Origin of the sequence: Neisseria perflava (genome assembly GCF_002863305.2) — a bacterium.
In the GTDB taxonomy this organism is placed as follows: Bacteria; Pseudomonadota; Gammaproteobacteria; order Burkholderiales; family Neisseriaceae; genus Neisseria; species Neisseria perflava_A.
In genome coordinates this window covers 450,623-468,160 of sequence record NZ_CP136962.1, presented here as the reverse complement: position 1 = coordinate 468,160, position 17,538 = coordinate 450,623, and the positions used below count along the sequence as shown (strand labels likewise).

Genomic DNA, 17,538 nt, shown 5'->3' with positions numbered 1-17,538 from the left:
TGAAAGGCCGTCTGAAAAAACAGGGATTCGGTTTTCAGACGGCCTTAGAATAAGGTTGAATCGTTCCGTATTCTAACGGAAATTCAACGCTTTTGCATGATTTTATAGCGATTTGACAATCTCGGTCACCATCTTCGCCGAGCTGACGGCCGCCGTTTTCAAAAACTCTTCAAAGCTGATGTCCGCTTTCTCATCTGCCGAATCGGATACGGCGCGAATAATCACAAACGGTACTTCCAACTGGTGACAGGTCTGCGCAATCGCCGCAGCTTCCATTTCAACTGCTTTTACATCAGAAAAATGACTGCGAATTTCCGCGACACCTTCGCTGCTGTGTACAAAACGGTCGCCACTGACAATCAAACCTTGCGTTACGGCCGCTCCGTCAAACACTTGCGCTGCCTTTTCTGCTTGACGAATCAAGTTTGAATCCGATGCGAACACGGCAGGAAGTTGCGGTACTTGTCCCCAAACATAACCAAAAGCCGTTACGTCAACATCGTGATGCGCCACAGTTTCGCCGATAACCACATCGCCAACCTTTAGACCTTTACCCAAACCGCCTGCACTGCCGGTATTGATGACGCAATCCGGTGCAAACTGATGAATGACCCAAGAAGTAGAAACCGCTGCATTGACCTTACCGATACCACTCAAAACCAATACCATGCGTTTTCCGGCCAATTCGCCTTCATATGCCGAGAATTTACCGAAGGACACATGCTTGACATTGGCCATGCTTTCACGCAAAAGCTCAATTTCCTGCTCCATTGCGCCGACCACGGCAATTGTTTGTACTGACATCTCATTACCTTTCCATTCACTAATCGGGCAACATTATAACAGCAGAATTTAAAATCACAGGGATGCTGAAAAATCTGCTATATTCCCAGCACGACACTCAATTTAAAACAGATAGCCACTCTAGTGGCAAAACAGCAAATAATGATTGCTTCTGTTATAATTATTTTCAATAAAATAACTTAACATTAACTATCTGAATTCTTATGTTTGACGAAAATACTCCGGGCGCAAAAGAAGAATTGTTCACTTGGCTACGCCACATGAACAAATACAAAGGCTCCGACCTTTTCATTACCACCAATTTTCCGCCGGCCATGAAAGTGGACGGCAAAATCATGCGGCTGACCGATGAGCCGTTAAGCGCTGAAAAATGTATGGAAATCGCTTTTTCGATTATGTCTTCCAAACAAATCGAAGAATTTTCTACCACCAACGAATGCAATTTCGCTATCAGCCTGCCCGATACCAGCCGCTTCCGTGTCAATGCAATGGTTCAACGCGGCGCAACTGCATTAGTGTTCCGCTCCATTACCAGCAATATCCCTAAATTTGAAACGCTCAATCTGCCACCGATTCTAAAAGACATCGCTCTCAGAAAACGCGGTTTGGTTATTTTTGTCGGCGGTACAGGTTCGGGCAAGTCCACTTCTCTCGCCTCCCTTATCGACTATCGAAACGAAAACAGCTTCGACCATATTATTACCATCGAAGACCCGATTGAGTTTATCCACCAACACAAAAACTGCATCATTACCCAACGCGAAATCGGTGTAGATACCGAAAATTGGCCGATTGCATTGAAAAATACCCTGCGCCAAGCACCGGATGTCATTCTGATTGGCGAAATCCGCGACCGCGAGACCATGGACTACGCCATTTCCTTCGCGGAAACCGGCCATTTGTGTATGGCGACACTGCACGCTAACAGTACCAACCAAGCGCTGGACCGCATCATCAACTTCTTCCCCGAAGAGCGCCGTAACCAGTTACTAACCGATTTATCGCTCAACCTGCAAGCCTTTATTTCGCAACGCCTGATTCCTCGTGAAGGCGGACGGGGTCGTGTGGCGGCGGTCGAAGTTTTGCTCAATTCTCCGATTATTGCCGACTTGATTCAAAAAGGTGAAGTCCACAATATCAAAGAAATGATGAAAAAATCAACCGGTATGGGCATGATTACTTTTGACCAGGCCTTATATGATTTGTATGAAAACGGCGATATCAGCTATCAAGACGCTATTAAAAATGCCGACTCCGCACACGATTTGCGCCTAGACATTCAATTACGAAGCCGTCGCGCACAAAATGCCGGCCCGGATTTAGAATTGATTTAAAAGTAAAAGCTTCAAAGTATAAAAAAGGCCGTCTGAAACCTCACTACGAGTTTCAGACGGCCTTTATTCCATCAAATAATCAAGCCTGTTTCAGTTTTGCATCGGCATCACGCAATGCAGTGCGCAGACCTTCCTCAATAACCGGATGGTAGAACGGCATATCCAACATTTGCAGAATCGTCATCTTCATTTGATGCGCCCAAGCCATCAAGTGTGCCAAATGTTCGGCAGCAGGGCCGACAACTTCCGCACCAATGAAACGGCCGGTCGCTTTCTCAGCATACAAACGCATATGGCCTTTGTTTACCAACATAACACGGCTACGGCCTTGGTTTCGGAAGGAAACTTCGCCGATGACAAACTCATCAGGTTGATATTTCGCCGCAACTTGCGCGTATTTCAAGCCGATAGTGGCAATTTGCGGACTGGTAAATACCACGCCGATTACGCTACGGCGCAAACCGCTCTCAATATTCGGGAAAATAGCGGCATTGTGACCGGCAATTTTGCCTTGGTCGGAAGCTTCGTGCAGCAGAGGCAATTGATTGGATGCATCGCCTGCGATAAAGATGTGCGGAATGCTGGTTTGCATAGTCAACGGATCGGCAACAGGCACACCACGCGCATCTTTCTCGATAGTCAGGTTTTCCAAACCGATATTGTCCACATTCGGACGACGGCCTACGGCTGCCAGCATATATTCGGCAACGAACACACCTTTTTCGCCATCTTGTTCCCAATGAACTTCAACATTGCCTTCCGCATCCAGTTTGACTTCGGTTTTGGCATCCAAATGCAAAGTCAACTCTTCACCAAAAACGGTTTTGGCTTCTTCAGCAACAACAGGATCGGAAATACCGCCAATCGCACCGGCCACGCCAAAAATTTCAACTTTTACGCCCAAACGGTGCAAAGCCTGACCCAATTCTAAGCCGATTACGCCAGGGCCGAATACGGCCACACTCTTAGGCAGGGTATCCCAAGAGAAAACATCATCATTCACAATCAAGCGATCGCCCAAAACTTCCCACTGAGGGAAAATCACAGGGCGCGAACCGGTGGCAATCACAAAACTTTTTGCAGTAATTTGAGTGTGGTCATCGATTTGGACGGTGTGTTCGTCAACAAATTTTGCTGTACCCATAATGCGCTTGTCGGCAGGCCACTCTTCTACATCGCTGACTACAAAACCGACAAAACGGTCGCGTTCGGACTTCACGCGGTGCATGACTTCTTCGCCGTTTACCGTTACGCTGTCTTTATCCAAATGCACGCCAAACGGATCGGTATGCAAAGCATGATGGCGCGCTTCTGCTGCGGCAATCAAGAGTTTAGAAGGCATACAGCCCACGCGCGCGCAGGTCGTGCCGAACACATTGTTTTCAATCAGGTAAACATTGTCTGTATGAAGTCGGGCATTGCGAAATGCGCCCATACCGGCTGTACCGCCACCCAGTACTACCACATCTGCTTGAATCTTTTTCATATTTTATCCTTACTGTCTATATCCAAACCGATATTGCCATCAGGTTATCCGTTTTCAGACGGCCTAAACTTCATAAACTATCAAAATTTAAAAATCAATAGCCAATATCTAAATATCGATTTAAAACAATAATCTCAAATTCTACTTGTAAATATAGAGTTATTCAGAACGCCGATTTGCAAACGTCGTCTGAATAACTCTATATTTGGGTCTTTCAGACGGCCTTTTCAAGCCGTCTTAAGCATACAGGCAATTAGTTTTTAGCCAAGTAAGCTTCCAAGTCTTCGCTGCCGCCGATATATTTGCCGCCGATGAATACTTGAGGAGCAGTCATCTTGCCGGTAATAGCGCGTACGGAAGTAACAGTTGCATCTTTGCCCAATACGATTTCTTCGTAAGACAAGCCTTTGTCTTGCAGCGCTTTTTTAGCTTTAGCGCAGAATTGGCAGCCAGGTTTGGTGAAGATGGCAACAGACTCTTGAGCTTTCCAGTCAGGAGCAATGTATTTCAACATAGTGTCAGCGTCAGACACTTTGAAAGGATCGCCTGGCTCTTCAGGTTCGATAAACATTTTTTCAACCACGCCGTCGTTAACCAGCATGGAGTAACGCCAAGAGCGTTTACCGAAGCCCAAGTCTTCTTTGTCAACCAACATGCCCATGCCTTCAGTGAATTCACCGTTGCCATCAGGGATCATGTAGATGTTGTCGGCTTCTTCTTCAGCAGCCCAAGCGTTCATTACGAAAGTGTCGTTTACAGATACGCAGTAGATTGCGTCAACACCATTTTCTTTGAACGCACCAAACAATTCGTTGTAGCGTGGTAGGTGAGAAGAAGAGCAAGTTGGAGTAAATGCGCCAGGCAGAGAGAACACGACTACTTTTTTGCCTTTGAACAAATCATCAGTAGAAACATCTTTCCAAGTGTCGCCAACGCGAGTGCGGAATACTACGGAAGGTACTTTTTGACCGGTACGATCTTGCAAAGCCATTTTTAAGCTCCTTAAAAATTCGGGTTTGAGAAATGAATCAATGCTTGCATTTTAATGCAGGCTTATCGATTTGTATAATTTATAGTTCAAATAATATTAATTACATCAAACTATCAATTCAATTAAACCGAAAACAGCTATTCTTCTAAATGAAGGCTATCTGGAATAAAACAAGTACCTGACTGAAATTATTTTTTAGGTAAGGGCTGAACGGGCGAATCCGAAGCCACAATTTCGCCGATGGCTGTTTCCGCAATATCCTTCAAAGCATAGCGGTCCTTATCCGGCATATCTGTCGGTTTGTATTGAGGCGAGAAATCCAAACGGATACGGATTTTCTTCATCGAAACAATGCGCCATAAAGACTGCAACAGGTTTACCTCCGCATAGGATGGCAGATCCGTCCGTTGTCCTTCGTCATCATAATAGCGTAAGGTTACCGCCTGAATCGGCGCTTTCGCATCAATAGCCGATTGAAACAGGGCTGCTTTAAACGGCAAAATACCCAAGCCAGAAGAAGTGCGCGCCTCGGGGAAGAAACTTACATTCTGCCCTGCTTTCAATGCCGCACAAATCGCCTGATTAATCGGTTCAACATCACGGCGGGAATTGCGGTTGATAAACACCGTACCGGCATTTTTACCCATTTTCCCCAAAACCGGCCAGCTGCTGATTTCCTGTTTCGCAATAAAACTGCTCGGATAAACGGCACTCATGGCAAAAATATCCAACCAAGATACATGATTGGCTACCACCAAAGTACCGCTTACATTTCCTTGCGGCGGTACACCGATTTCCAATTCGATATCCAAAGCATCCAACGCACCCTTTCCCAAAACAACCACAGCATGATTGCGTTCCTCTGCATTGTTGCCATCGATGGCACGCAAATCCCGACCGGTTCTGAATAACCAAGCTGCCAAACGGCAAAGTCGGCTCAGACGTTTAAAAAAAGGAGCTTTTTGTTTAGACATAAAATTTCTTCTGTATTGTGTTCATTGTTTTCAGACGGCCTCTGACATTTAAGGCCGTCTGAAACTATTTCTGGCAATTTGGACAATAAAATGTTCCACGCTGCCCCAAAGTTTCTTTAAAAATCAACCCGCCACACTGAACGCAAGGCTCGTTATGACGGCCATAGACCGTATATTCCTGCTGGAAATAGCCACTTTTGCCATCGCTATTGACAAAGTCCCGCAGCGTACTGCCGCCCGTTGCAATTGCCCTCAGCAGAACCGCTTTAACGGTTTCCACCAATAATGCGCATTCTTTCTTGGTCAGCTTATTTGACGGACGCAATGGCGAAATACCCGCCTTAAACAGACTTTCATTCGCATAAATATTGCCGACGCCAACCACCACCGCATTATCCATCAGTGCTAATTTAACTGCACGCTTTTGGGTTTTCAATTTCTGATACAAGTAATTTGCATCAAAATCGTCCGAGAGCGGCTCTGGTCCCAACTTTTCCAACAGCGGATGATGTTCGGCAATACCTTCATACCACAATACCGCACCAAATTTACGCGGATCGTGATAACGCAATACGGTGCCGTCATCAAATACAAAATCTAAATGATCATGTTTATCCGGAGTGGCGATACGCTCATCATCGGCGGTAAAAATCCGCAAACTGCCGGACATACCCAAATGAATAAGTAAAATACCCGTTTCAAAAGTAATAATCAAATACTTCGCACGCCGGCTGCATGCCAAAACTTTGCGCCCGACCAAAATTTGCGCCAAGTTCGGATGGATAGGCCATCTCAATTTAAACTGGCGAATAATGACTTTTTTTATCTTTTTGCCATCAATATGAGGCGCGATTCCGCGTAAAGTCGTTTCCACTTCAGGTAATTCAGGCATCGTTATTCTCCAAATTCATCATTATATATAGGCCGTCTGAAAACTATTCGGCCAAACGTGCCGTACTTAAAGCAACCGTATTGCCATCGAATGCAGATTCCAATTCAGGCAAAGGATGGACACCAACCAAATGTTTCGTTAACACCATCCCATAAACCGCTGCACACTGCGGCCACCACCTATCCCCTGCCTTTTCCATAAACCGCCAAAACTTCAAAGCAGAAGGCGAATTCACAGCAGGCAGATAATCCATAAACTGCCCATATTCTATTTCAAAACCAATATCCGCAATTTTTCGTTTCAACTCAGCCAGAGCCAAGCATTGAGATTTCAAAGGCAGCTTTTCCCCATCAAACCAAGAGCTTAATCCCCACAAAGATTTAGGGTTGAACCCCGTCAAAATCAACCTGCCTTCAGGTTTTAATATCCTAAACGCCTCTTGCAACACCAAATCTGCAGATGAAACTTCCAAAAGATGAGGCATCAATAACACATCCACGGAATGCGTTTCAAATGCCAACATTTCAGCATTCATCCGCACATCGCGAGGCACCACAATCATATTTTCAGACGGCCTCTGCCATATACCGCCCAATTGAACCGCCACTTGCCTATTCAAATACTGCAAATGCCGTCTGAAAAAATCCGCCTCTTTTTGAGCAAGATATTGTCCCATTGGCGTTTGCATAAAAAAAGTTTCCATTAAAGGCTCCCCTATGCATCCCGACTTGTGTGACAGAATTTTAACACCACGGCCACATCACACAAACAAATTCCCTGCTCGACTTGACGTTTAAATGCTGAAACGATACTATCAAAAAGACGAAATTTTATTATATATTTGATAACTTTATTTACTATGGCAAAACTAAAAACCATCGCTCTGACCATTTCAAGCCTGTCGGCGGTTTCCGCCACAGCCTATGCGCAAAACGCTACGCCCAACCAAGTCGGCATGGCCATGATGCGCCTCAACTCCGCCCTGCTTGACCAAGCCAAAGCACAAACCTTCGGCTCCGGCAGCTTATGGGCATCGTTGCGTAAAGACTTCCGCATCAACGAAGTCAACACAGAACTGGTTCGCCGCCATGAAAACAAATTTGCTGCAAACAGTGCATATTTCGACCGCACCATCTCCCGCAGCAAACCTTATATGTACCATATTGCCAATGAAGTTAAAAAACGCAATATGCCCGCCGAAATTGCTTTGTTGCCTTTCATTGAAAGCGCATTCGTAACCAAAGCCAAATCACACGTCGGCGCATCCGGCCTGTGGCAATTTATGCCGGCTACCGGCCGCCACTTCGGCTTGGAAAAAACGCCTTTGTATGACGGCCGCCACGATATTTACGCCGCTACCGATGCCGCATTGAACTACCTGCAATACCTGCACGGTATGTTCGGCGACTGGTCTTTGGCGCTTGCCGCTTACAACTGGGGCGAAGGTAATGTCGGACGCGCTGTCAACCGCGCCCGCGCGCAAGGTTTGGAACCGACATACGAAAATCTGCGTATGCCGAACGAAACACGCAATTACGTTCCAAAACTCTTGGCCGTCCGTAATATCGTTGCCAATCCGCAAACTTTTGGCATGAATATCAGCGAAATCAGCAATCAGCCGTATTTCAAATCTGTCAGCATCGACAAACCTATTGATAACAGCACAATTGCTCGTTTTGCAAACATCAGCGAAAGCGAACTGTTGGCACTCAACCCAGGTTTCAATGCTCCGGTATTCATCCCTAAAAACAACCGTCGTCTGTTGTTGCCGGTTTCTGCGGTTTCTGCATTTGAGAAGAACTACCGCAATGCAAATCCAGATACCCTGATGTCTTGGGATATTTATACTTCTTTGGGTAACAAAAAGCTTAATGCCATCGCCAACGATACCGGCATGAGCGTAGCCGAACTCAAGCGCCTCAACGGCCTGAGCGGTAGCGCCATTTCTGAAGGCCGCAGCATTTTGGTGGCTAAAAACTCAGCTACCCAAAGTCAAGACATTATTAACTTTATCGACAAAGACAATACTCCGGATACTTACCAATCCAATATGCCGGCTATGTCTCCGATTATTGCTTCCAGCGTAGCAGAACCGGTTAAAGTTGCTCAAACTACTGTGACCAATATTGTTGCTCCTGTTGTTCCACAGTCCAGCAAACCGGTTGACTTTATTGCACGCAGCAAAACTGAAAACGTTACTTCCGTAGTGGTAACAGAAACCAAAGCCCAAACTCAAGTTGCAAATGCGGAAGTGCCTGCTCCAGTTGCAGCCATGACCCATGCGACTACCGAGACCATTGCTAAAAATGTTACAGAAGCGCCCAAATCAGCCATCCCTGCAGACTTGACCGCGCCGACTGTTGCCGCAAACGATGTAGCCCCTACTCCAGCAGTTGAATCTGTTGCTGTTGCTCCGGTTCAAGAAGAGCGTGATGACCTGATGGCTTTGGTACAAAGCCAACCTGCGGAGGAACCTGCAGCAACTGTTGCTGAAGCGACTTCTGAAGCCAAACAAGTTCAAACTGTTGTTACTGCTGAAAGCGCTCGTGCCGCACGTATCGCAGCCAATACCGCTAAACAACAACAACGCATCAATGCACGTCTTGCACGTGTAAATGGCCAACAAAACACACAAACCGCAGCACTTGCAGTGGATACCCACCGTGTGGCAGATGGCGATACATTGTTTAATATCTCCAAACGCTATAACCTGAGCGTAGCCGATTTGATTATTGCCAACAACATCAAAGGCAACAATATCAAAAAAGGCCAAATCCTCCGTGTTACAGCTGCTCCGGCAAAAGTCCGCAGCAACCCGGTTCAAAACGTTTCCTACACTGTACGTAAAGGCGATACCCTGAACACCATCGCCAGCCGTTTCAATGTTGATATTAACGATATCCGCCGTTGGAACCGCAATACCCGTACCGTATCTCCCGGTCAACGTTTGAAACTGATTGGTAGCTAATATTATCTTTAAAACAAAGGCCGTCTGAAAGATTCAGACGGCCTTTTTCTTGATGATAGATAATCAAGTTAATGTTTGATAACAAACAGAATAGTCTTTACTTAAAGATAAAAATATTTTTTGAAAATTACTGTATAAAAAAAGAGTGTGCAAAAACACACTCTCTTCTTCAAACGAATTGTCGTCAAACCCTATGCTAAATACCCTTATCCAAACATATGAATTCCGTAAAATATATTCCTATGCCGGTGAAAAAGCATCACAGAAGAAGGCATCTTCCGGTAAAGCGCAATTTTGAGTCAGCAAACTTTGCGCATTCTCCGTCATGGCTGGTGACCCGCAAGCATAAACTTCATATTGCCCCATATCAGGATAATTTTGTGCGGCAACATTTTGCACGTATCCATTCTCCCCTTTCCAATCGGAATTAGGCTTAGAAAGAACAGGCGAAAATTTTGCATTTTTCAGACGGCCTATTAATGCTTCTGCTTCTTCCAATGCGTACAAATCCTCCTGCTGACGTGCTCCCCAGTAAAAATGAACCGGACGTTCGCTATTCTGATGAATCAAATCAAGCAAGATACTGCGGATAGGTGCGTAACCTGTACCCGTTGCCAACAAAACAATCGGTTTATCGCTGCCTTTTTGCAAAGTAAACGTACCCAATGGACCTTTAACGCGGACAATGCCTTTTTCTTTGATTTTAGGCTCGGCACCAAAAATCATTTCTGAGCATACGCCGTTTTCACGTTTGCGGATATGCAGGTCCAAAACACCTTCTTGGTCAGGAGAATTGGCAATTGAATAGCTGCGACTGATATTGCCGGGAAGCAGCAAATCAATATATTGTCCGGCATAAAATGCAAATGACGGCGCTTTAGGCAAAGCCAATCGCAACAAAGCAACATCATGTTTGATTTCAATCGTTTCAATGCGTACAGGCAAAGTGCGCACCGGCAAAGCATTTTGATTAAAACCTGGCACATTGATTTTGAGGTCGCTCTTCGCAGTGGTACAACACAATAACACTTTGCCCTGTGCTTTTTCTTCTTCACTGATGGCTTTATCAATATGCTTGCCCATTTCAAATTCGCCACTAATCAACTCGGCCTTACATTGTCTGCAGGCGCCATTTTTACAAGAATGGGGCAGATTTAAATTCTGACGGGTCGCAGCGGCAAGAACGGTCTCATCCTCGTTTGCCGTAAATGTAGTTTGATCTGGTAAAGTAATAGTATGTGTCATGGTATTTAGAATAATTTTAGAATCAAAATAAAGGCCGTCTGAAAAATAAGACCTATTTTTCAGACGGCCTGTCCTATCTATCAAGCTAATTTAGCTTTAATCAGCTCTTGAACCTGAGCCGGATTGGCCTTGCCTTTACTTGCTTTCATCACTTGACCGACAATCGCATTCAAGGCTTTCTCATTACCGGAACGGAATTGCTCAACGGCTTTCGCATTGTTTGCCAGCACTTCATCCACCATAGCTTCAATTGCGCCAGTATCGGTAATCTGTTGCAAACCATGTTTTTCGATGATTTCAGCAATACCTGCTTCAGGCTCAGCCCACATTGCTTCAAAAGCTTTTTTCGCCAGTTTGCTGCTTAATGTTCCATCTGCAACTTTAGCAACCAACTCGGCAAGACGTGAAGCTGTAATCGGGCTTTCAGCCAATTCCAAACCTTCTTTGTTCAAGGTAGCGGCAAGCTCACCGTTCATCCAGTTCGCCGTCAATTTACCTTGGCCGCAGGCTTTGGCTGCTTCTTCAAAATAGGCAGCTTGAACGCGGCTGGCAGTCAACAGGCGCGCATCATAGTCAGACACGCCGTAATCGGCAACAAAACGCGCTGCCATTTCATGTGGCAATTCAGGCATTTGCTCTTTGGCTTTTTGCAATTGGCCGTCTGAAATAATGACCGGCAGCAAATCCGGGTCAGGGAAATAGCGGTAATCGTGCGCATCTTCTTTCAAACGCATCACACGGGTTTCACCTTTTTCAGGGTCAAACAACATGGTTGCCTGCTGTACTTTACCACCATCTTCCAAAATTTCGATTTGCGCTTCCACTTCATAATTGATGGCTTGTTCCAAGAAGCGGAAAGAGTTGAGGTTTTTGATTTCACGGCGTGTACCGAACTCGGCCTGACCTTTTGGACGTACAGAAACGTTGGCATCAACACGGAACGAACCTTCCGCCATATTACCGTCGCAAATATCCAGCCAAGTCACTAAACCATGCAACGCTTTAGCATATGCCACAGCTTCGGCTGCGGAACGCATTTCAGGCTCGGAGACAACTTCCAACAAAGGCGTACCGGCACGGTTCAAGTCGATACCGGTAGCACCGTTCAAACCTTCATGTACGGATTTACCCGCATCTTCTTCCATGTGCGCACGGGTAACATTGATGGTTTTAACCTCATCGCCCACTACGATTTCCAGTTTGCCGTGTTCAACAATCGGCAAATCCAACTGGCTGATTTGATAGCCTTTTGGTAAATCAGGATAAAAATAGTTTTTACGGTCGAACACGTTTTTCTGATTGATTTTCGCATCCAAAGCCAACCCGAGTTTGATGGCTTTTTCGACGACTTCGCGGTTCATTACCGGCAATACGCCCGGCAACGCACACTCAACCACGCTGGCGTGGGCATTAGGTTCAGCACCGAATGCAGTGGATGCGCCGCTGAAGATTTTGGATTGGGTGTTGAGTTGGACGTGGATTTCCAGTCCGATTACGGTTTCCCAAGTCATAAGGGTCTTTCTGTCGAAAAAAAGTTAATCGGTTAAATGAGTGATTCGTTTTTCAGACGGCCTAAATAAGAAACCATAACAGGCCGTCTGTAAGATAAGTTTATTTCCTGCGACGTTGGAAACCAGGCAGTTGCCAATGGAAACGGTATGCAGTCAGGCGAAACAACAATCCGCCGGCAAAAAGCAGGTTTAACGTAAAAATATTAATCCAGCCCAAATGTCCGAACAGATAAATCAGCCCACCAATCAAAATGGCTACGCTGCCGTAAAGGTCGGTGCGCAAAATCATCGGCACATCATTGACCAAAATATCGCGCGCAATACCGCCGCCAACGGCAGTCACAAAAGCCAAAGAAATAACGCCGAACAAATTAAGCTGCAAAGCCATACCGATTTGTGCACCGGTAATACTGAACGCTGCCAAACCGATGGCATCGGCAATAATAAAAGCAGCGGCCAAATAGGTGCTGCGATAACGTTGCACCCTTATCAACCATGCAATGGCAAGCGTGGCAAACACGACTATCAGCGCATCGGTTTGCAAAAACACTTGCGGAATCCGGCCGACCAAACCATCGCGTATCATGCCGCCGCCAACAGCCGTCAGTAACGCAGTAATGACGACACCGAGTACATCCAACCGCTTGTTGTAGCCGACCAAATAGCCGGAAATGGCAAACGCAGCTGTCCCAATGATTTGAATGAAGTCGGTGGCTGTCATGATTTTTAAATATCTACAATATGCAGCACCTCAATACATTCAGGCACTTTTATATGGTTTATTTTCAGACGGCCTTGAATCATCAAGGCCCTAAAACATTATTCCGGCGCTTTAGTGTGCCAATCGCTATTCAGTTGAACTTGATGTGCGGCACCCAAAATTTTGGCTTCGGAGAAATAGTTGCCGATAAATTGCACACCAATCGGCAGGCCGTTTGCGCTGAAACCGGCAGGCAGAGTCAGTGCAGGCAAACCGGCAAGGTTCACGGCGATGGTGTAAATATCGGACAAGTACATTTGGACAGGGTCGTGAATGTCGCTGCCGAGTTTTGGCGCGGCAGTCGGCGCAGTCGGCGCAAGAATGAAATCACATTGACCAAAGGCCGTCTGAAAATCATTGGCAACCAGACGACGCAGTTTTTGCGCTTTCAGATAATAAGCATCGTAGTAACCATGGCTCAATACATAAGTACCGATCATGATACGGCGTTTGACCTCGCTGCCGAAACCTTCGGCACGAGTATTGCTGTACATTTCTTCCAAATCGCCGAATTGCGCCGCACGATGGCCATAACGTACGCCGTCGAAGCGGGATAAGTTAGTACTTGCTTCAGCAGAGGCGAGAACGTAATAAGCAGGAATCGACAATGATGTTTGCGGCAGGGAAACTTCAACAGTCTCCGCGCCTTGGACTTTGAGCAAATCGATAACGCTTTGTAAGGCCGTCTGAACATCGGCATCTGCGCCTTCGCCGAAATATTCTTTAGGCAAACCGATTTTCAAACCTTTGAGCGGCTTGTCCAAATCACGGGTGTAATCTTCTTTGTCGCGCTCCAAACTGGTGGAATCGCGCTCGTCAAAGCTGGCCATGGCGTTCAACAAAATCGCACAGTCTTCGGCCGTTTGCGCCATAGGGCCGGCTTGGTCGAAGCTGGAAGCATAAGCAACCATACCGAAACGTGAAACCGTACCGTAAGTCGGCTTGATACCGGTAATACCGCAATGCGATGCAGGCTGACGGATAGAACCGCCGGTATCCGAACCCAACGCAGCAGGTGCCAAACGCGCCGCAATCACGGCAGCCGAACCTCCTGACGAACCGCCGGGAACATGTTCAAGATTCCATGGGTTTTTGGTTGCGCCGTAGAACGAAGTCTCATTGGTCGAACCCATGGCAAATTCGTCCATATTGGTACGGCCAAGAGTAACCATGCCGGCATCCAACAAGTTTTGCACCACAGTGGCAGTATAAGGAGAAACAAAGTTATCCAACATTTTGGAGCTGCATGCACTGCGCCAACCTGTTTGGCAGAAAATATCTTTGTAAGCAACCGGCACACCGGTCAAAGCCGTTGCATTGCCGGCTGCGATACGCGCATCGGCTGCTTTGGCTTCAGCAAGGGTCTTATCTTGATCGATGGTAACGTAGCCGTTGATGGCAGGGTTTTTCGCAGCAATAGCGGTCAAATATTCGGTCGCCAATTCGACTGCGGAAATTTGTTTGGATTGCAGCAGGCTGCTGGCTTGTTTGAGCGTGTAAGCGGTCATTGTGCCGTACTTTCTATAAAACAGTTTTTGCTTTCAAAACAGATATTGAAAACATCCGTTTAAATCAATAAATCGGGCCGTCTGAACAAAGTATCCTTTCAGACGGCCTTGCAATAGGGGCTTGCCGATAAGCAAAGGCCGTCTGAAACCTTATTCTTCAATCACTTGAGGAACGATATACAGGCGGTTGCGCACTTCTGGGGCAACAGCCTGATATTCTGCAGCGTGGTCAGTTTCAGTCACTTTATCTTCGCGCAGACGCAAAGCGGCTTCGTGCGGATGCGCCATGGGTTCGATGCAGTCGGTATTGACGCTTTGCATGTTTTCAACCATGGCAAAAATGTCGTTCAACTCGGCAAGCGTTTTGTTTTTTTCTTCGTCCGTTAAAGTGAGGCGCGAGAGTTTTGCGATTTTTTCCACATCATTTAAGCTTAAAGCCATAAAAAATCCTTGTCTGATAGCAATGCACCTTGGGTTTGGGGTATCATTGCATTTCGTCTTCTATGAAGCGAAGAATTATAACCGAAAACCAAACAGGTTGGCATGGTGTTTTAATTCAGACGGCCTTTAAAGGGTGCATTTATCCGTCTAAAACCGTGTACCTGTTTTTCTTATTTTAAATAATGCTAAACACATCCGGGCTGGGCCGGAATTTCAGGAATCCTAATGTTTCGTCTTTTATCTCGTTTCCTCTCCAATGATATTGCCATCGACTTGGGCACGGCCAACACGCTGATTTTTGTACGCGGCAAAGGGATTGTTTTGGATGAGCCGTCCATGGTTGCGATTCAATCCGGCACAGGCAATAAAAGTAAAATTATGGCAGTGGGCACGGAAGCCAAAAAAATGCAGGGCCGCGCGCCGCGCAATATCGAAATCGTCCGCCCGATGAGAGACGGTGTAATTGCCGATTTTGTGATTACCGAGCGTATGCTGGGTATGTTGATTAAAAAAGCCACTGAAGGACGGTCTTTGGTTCCGCCCCGTGTGGTTATCTGTGTTCCGGGCGGCTCTACCCAAGTAGAACGTAAAGCGATTTTGGATTCGGCGTTTGCCGCCGGCGCGGCAAGCGTGCATTTGATTGAAGAACCGATGGCCGCCGCTTTGGGCGCAGGCTTGCCGATTGAAGATGCGGCAGGTTCGATGATTGTCGATATTGGTGGCGGTACGACTGAAATCGGCATTCTTTCACTGGGCGGTATGGCCTATTCTGCTTCTGTCCGCGCAGCCGGCGATGAATTCGATAAAAGCATCATCCATTACCTGCGTCGCCATCGCGGTGTCTTGATTGGCGAAGCTACAGCCGAAGAATTGAAGAAACAAATCGGCTCTGCCTCGGGCTTTGAAACCGAAACAGCCATGCGCATTAAAGGCCGTGATCTGGCTGAAGGCACGCCTAAATCCTTGGCAGTTACTTCAGATGAAATCCGTGAAGCATTGAGTGAAACGGTGAATCAAATCATCCGTGCCGTCCGTCTGGCTTTGGAACAGGCTCCGCCCGAACTGGCCGGCGACATCGCCGACCGCGGTATTATGCTGACCGGCGGCGGCGCGCTTCTGCACGGTATCGATACCGTCTTGGCCGACGCAACCGGCCTGCCCGTCGGTATTGCCGACCAGCCTCTGAACTGCGTCGCCTATGGTGCCGGTAAGGCTTTGGACTATATTGGCAAATGGGATACCGTGTTTACGGAAAACCCATAAGGTAGATGGTTATGGAACGCTCTTCTTTGCGCTTTGACGAGGCAAAAGGCTCTAAGCTGTTGCCTCGTTTTGTCGTTTATATCGCTCTGGCTGCCGGCCTGATGGTGGCAGATTACCGCTTTTCATTGATGCAGCCTGTACGTGCTGCAGTAATGCCCATGCTCTATCCTGTTCAATGGCTGGCAAATCAACCTGTTCAACTTTATCAATATTTTGCCGACCTCTCCCAGTCCAAATCCGAGCTCTTGGAACAAAATCGCCAACTTCTGGAAGAAAATGGCCGTCTGAAAATCGATTTGCAGCGGGATAAAGTCAATACCGATGAATTGCGCGAATTAAAAAAACTGTACGGTTTGCAACAAAAAGGTATTCACAACGTTATCGGTGCGGAAGTCATTTCCAATGGCAAAGATCCGCTTTCCGAAAGACTGATTATCGGCAAGGGCAGTCAAGACGGCTTGAAAGTTGGCGATGCGGTCATCGATCAAAGCGGTTTGATCGGCCTGTTGACACAAGTTCACACACAAAGTGCAGAAATTGGGCTGATTTCAGGCGGACAAAGCATTGTCCCCATAGCCGTCAGCCGCACCGGCGAACGCAACTTGGCATACGGCAATGGCAACGGTTTGGATTTGCGCTATTTCCCAACCGGCTCAGACTTGAAACCCGGCGATATTCTGCTGACTTCCGGTTTGGACGGTACTTATCCGGCGGGGATTCCCGTTGCAACCGTCAGCAAGGTTGTCCGCGCATCGGGAACACCTTATTACGATACGCAACTGACGCCTTTGGCCGCTTTACGCAGCAGCCGTTTTGTCTTGGTACTTTCTTCCGGCCCTTCTTCCCCACGCTGATTTCATGAACGATTTTGACGATTCTTACCGTGCAGTACCGCTGCACATCATGGCGGCCAGTCTCATTGTGATGATGATACTGGACTTTATGCCATTTTCCTTTGACGGATTCTTTTGGCTGCCTGAAATGACGGCACTGATGTTGCTGTATTGGACATTGCACCAACCGCAACGTGCAGGCATGGGACTGGCTTTTGCCATCGGTCTGATTGTCGATGCCGCAACCGCCGCAACTTTGGGCTTGCACGCCCTGTCTTACGTCGTGATGACTTATTTCATTTTAAACCGCCGCCGCCAAATCATGCTTTACGGCCACATTATGCAATTAGCCGCTGTATTGGCTGCCCTGCTTCTCAATCAGGCCGTCTTAACTGTTGCCCGTTTGTTCCTTAATCATCAGGTCATCACTTTGCAAGGCTTTGTTGCTCCATTTGTCGGCGCCCTGCTTTGGCCGATACTCAGCCAGTTGATGCTGATTGTGACCCGTATTTACCGCTCCCACTGAAA

General features: G+C 46.9%; 16 protein-coding genes. 5 read left to right on the top strand and 11 right to left on the bottom strand.

Translation table 11 applies throughout. The features are described from left to right. Window positions 1-102: 102 nt before the first annotated feature. Entirely contained in the window at window positions 103-804 is a 702-nt protein-coding gene (locus CYJ98_RS02100) for a 5'-methylthioadenosine/adenosylhomocysteine nucleosidase (protein WP_101755091.1), read from the bottom strand. A 203-nt stretch (window positions 805-1,007) separates the two neighbouring features. On the opposite strand from CYJ98_RS02100, the gene CYJ98_RS02095 reads away from it, so the two are divergent. Continuing rightward, a complete protein-coding gene (locus CYJ98_RS02095; protein WP_101755090.1) occupies window positions 1,008-2,138 on the top strand; it encodes a PilT/PilU family type 4a pilus ATPase in 1,131 nt (376 codons plus the stop codon). 79 nt (window positions 2,139-2,217) lie between these two features. On the opposite strand, the gene CYJ98_RS02090 is transcribed toward CYJ98_RS02095, so the two are convergent. The 5 genes from CYJ98_RS02090 to CYJ98_RS02070 form a co-directional block, all read right to left on the bottom strand. Then, window positions 2,218-3,624 (bottom strand): dihydrolipoyl dehydrogenase, encoded by a 1,407-nt coding sequence (locus CYJ98_RS02090; RefSeq protein ID WP_101755089.1) that lies wholly within the window; start codon window positions 3,622-3,624, stop codon window positions 2,218-2,220. A gap of 253 nt (window positions 3,625-3,877) precedes the next feature. Next, window positions 3,878-4,615: a redoxin family protein gene (locus CYJ98_RS02085; RefSeq protein ID WP_101755088.1), complete on the bottom strand. Its 738-nt coding sequence runs from the start codon at window positions 4,613-4,615 to the stop codon at window positions 3,878-3,880. A gap of 188 nt (window positions 4,616-4,803) precedes the next feature. Further along, complete coding sequence (locus CYJ98_RS02080) at window positions 4,804-5,589, bottom strand: 1-acylglycerol-3-phosphate O-acyltransferase (protein ID WP_101755087.1); 786 nt, start codon at window positions 5,587-5,589, stop codon at window positions 4,804-4,806. A gap of 64 nt (window positions 5,590-5,653) precedes the next feature. Next, entirely contained in the window at window positions 5,654-6,481 is an 828-nt protein-coding gene (gene mutM / locus CYJ98_RS02075; protein ID WP_101755086.1) for a bifunctional DNA-formamidopyrimidine glycosylase/DNA-(apurinic or apyrimidinic site) lyase, read from the bottom strand. Between the two features lie 43 nt (window positions 6,482-6,524). After that, complete coding sequence (locus CYJ98_RS02070; protein ID WP_101755085.1) at window positions 6,525-7,184, bottom strand: class I SAM-dependent methyltransferase; 660 nt, start codon at window positions 7,182-7,184, stop codon at window positions 6,525-6,527. 156 nt (window positions 7,185-7,340) lie between these two features. Here CYJ98_RS02070 and CYJ98_RS02065 point away from each other — a divergent pair, with 156 nt between their 5' ends. Further along, window positions 7,341-9,449: a LysM peptidoglycan-binding domain-containing protein gene (locus CYJ98_RS02065; protein WP_101755084.1), complete on the top strand. Its 2,109-nt coding sequence runs from the start codon at window positions 7,341-7,343 to the stop codon at window positions 9,447-9,449. A gap of 240 nt (window positions 9,450-9,689) precedes the next feature. Here the strand turns inward: CYJ98_RS02065 and CYJ98_RS02060 are convergent, their stop codons facing one another. The 5 genes from CYJ98_RS02060 to gatC form a co-directional block, all read right to left on the bottom strand. Further along, entirely contained in the window at window positions 9,690-10,694 is a 1,005-nt protein-coding gene (locus CYJ98_RS02060; RefSeq protein ID WP_101755083.1) for an FAD-binding oxidoreductase, read from the bottom strand. A gap of 80 nt (window positions 10,695-10,774) precedes the next feature. After that, entirely contained in the window at window positions 10,775-12,205 is a 1,431-nt protein-coding gene (gatB, locus tag CYJ98_RS02055) for an Asp-tRNA(Asn)/Glu-tRNA(Gln) amidotransferase subunit GatB (RefSeq protein WP_101755082.1), read from the bottom strand. A gap of 100 nt (window positions 12,206-12,305) precedes the next feature. Beyond that, window positions 12,306-12,926: a trimeric intracellular cation channel family protein gene (locus CYJ98_RS02050; protein ID WP_049331484.1), complete on the bottom strand. Its 621-nt coding sequence runs from the start codon at window positions 12,924-12,926 to the stop codon at window positions 12,306-12,308. Window positions 12,927-13,024: 98 nt separating this feature from the next. After that, window positions 13,025-14,473, bottom strand: coding sequence for an Asp-tRNA(Asn)/Glu-tRNA(Gln) amidotransferase subunit GatA (gene gatA / locus CYJ98_RS02045; protein ID WP_101755081.1), 1,449 nt, complete (start codon window positions 14,471-14,473; stop codon window positions 13,025-13,027). Between the two features lie 150 nt (window positions 14,474-14,623). Further along, window positions 14,624-14,914 (bottom strand): Asp-tRNA(Asn)/Glu-tRNA(Gln) amidotransferase subunit GatC, encoded by a 291-nt coding sequence (gatC, locus tag CYJ98_RS02040; RefSeq protein ID WP_070608153.1) that lies wholly within the window; start codon window positions 14,912-14,914, stop codon window positions 14,624-14,626. A gap of 225 nt (window positions 14,915-15,139) precedes the next feature. Here gatC and CYJ98_RS02035 point away from each other — a divergent pair, with 225 nt between their 5' ends. The 3 genes from CYJ98_RS02035 to mreD are packed head-to-tail and all read left to right on the top strand — an operon-like array spanning window position 15,140 to window position 17,536. Further along, window positions 15,140-16,177: a rod shape-determining protein gene (locus tag CYJ98_RS02035; RefSeq protein ID WP_101755080.1), complete on the top strand. Its 1,038-nt coding sequence runs from the start codon at window positions 15,140-15,142 to the stop codon at window positions 16,175-16,177. 11 nt (window positions 16,178-16,188) lie between these two features. Next, on the top strand, window positions 16,189-17,031 hold the full coding sequence (gene mreC, locus CYJ98_RS02030; RefSeq protein ID WP_101755079.1) for a rod shape-determining protein MreC: 843 nt from the start codon (window positions 16,189-16,191) through the stop codon (window positions 17,029-17,031). A gap of 4 nt (window positions 17,032-17,035) precedes the next feature. Further along, window positions 17,036-17,536, top strand: a complete 501-nt coding sequence (mreD, locus tag CYJ98_RS02025) for a rod shape-determining protein MreD (protein ID WP_063075403.1) — start codon at window positions 17,036-17,038, stop codon at window positions 17,534-17,536. Window positions 17,537-17,538: the final 2 nt, after the last annotated feature.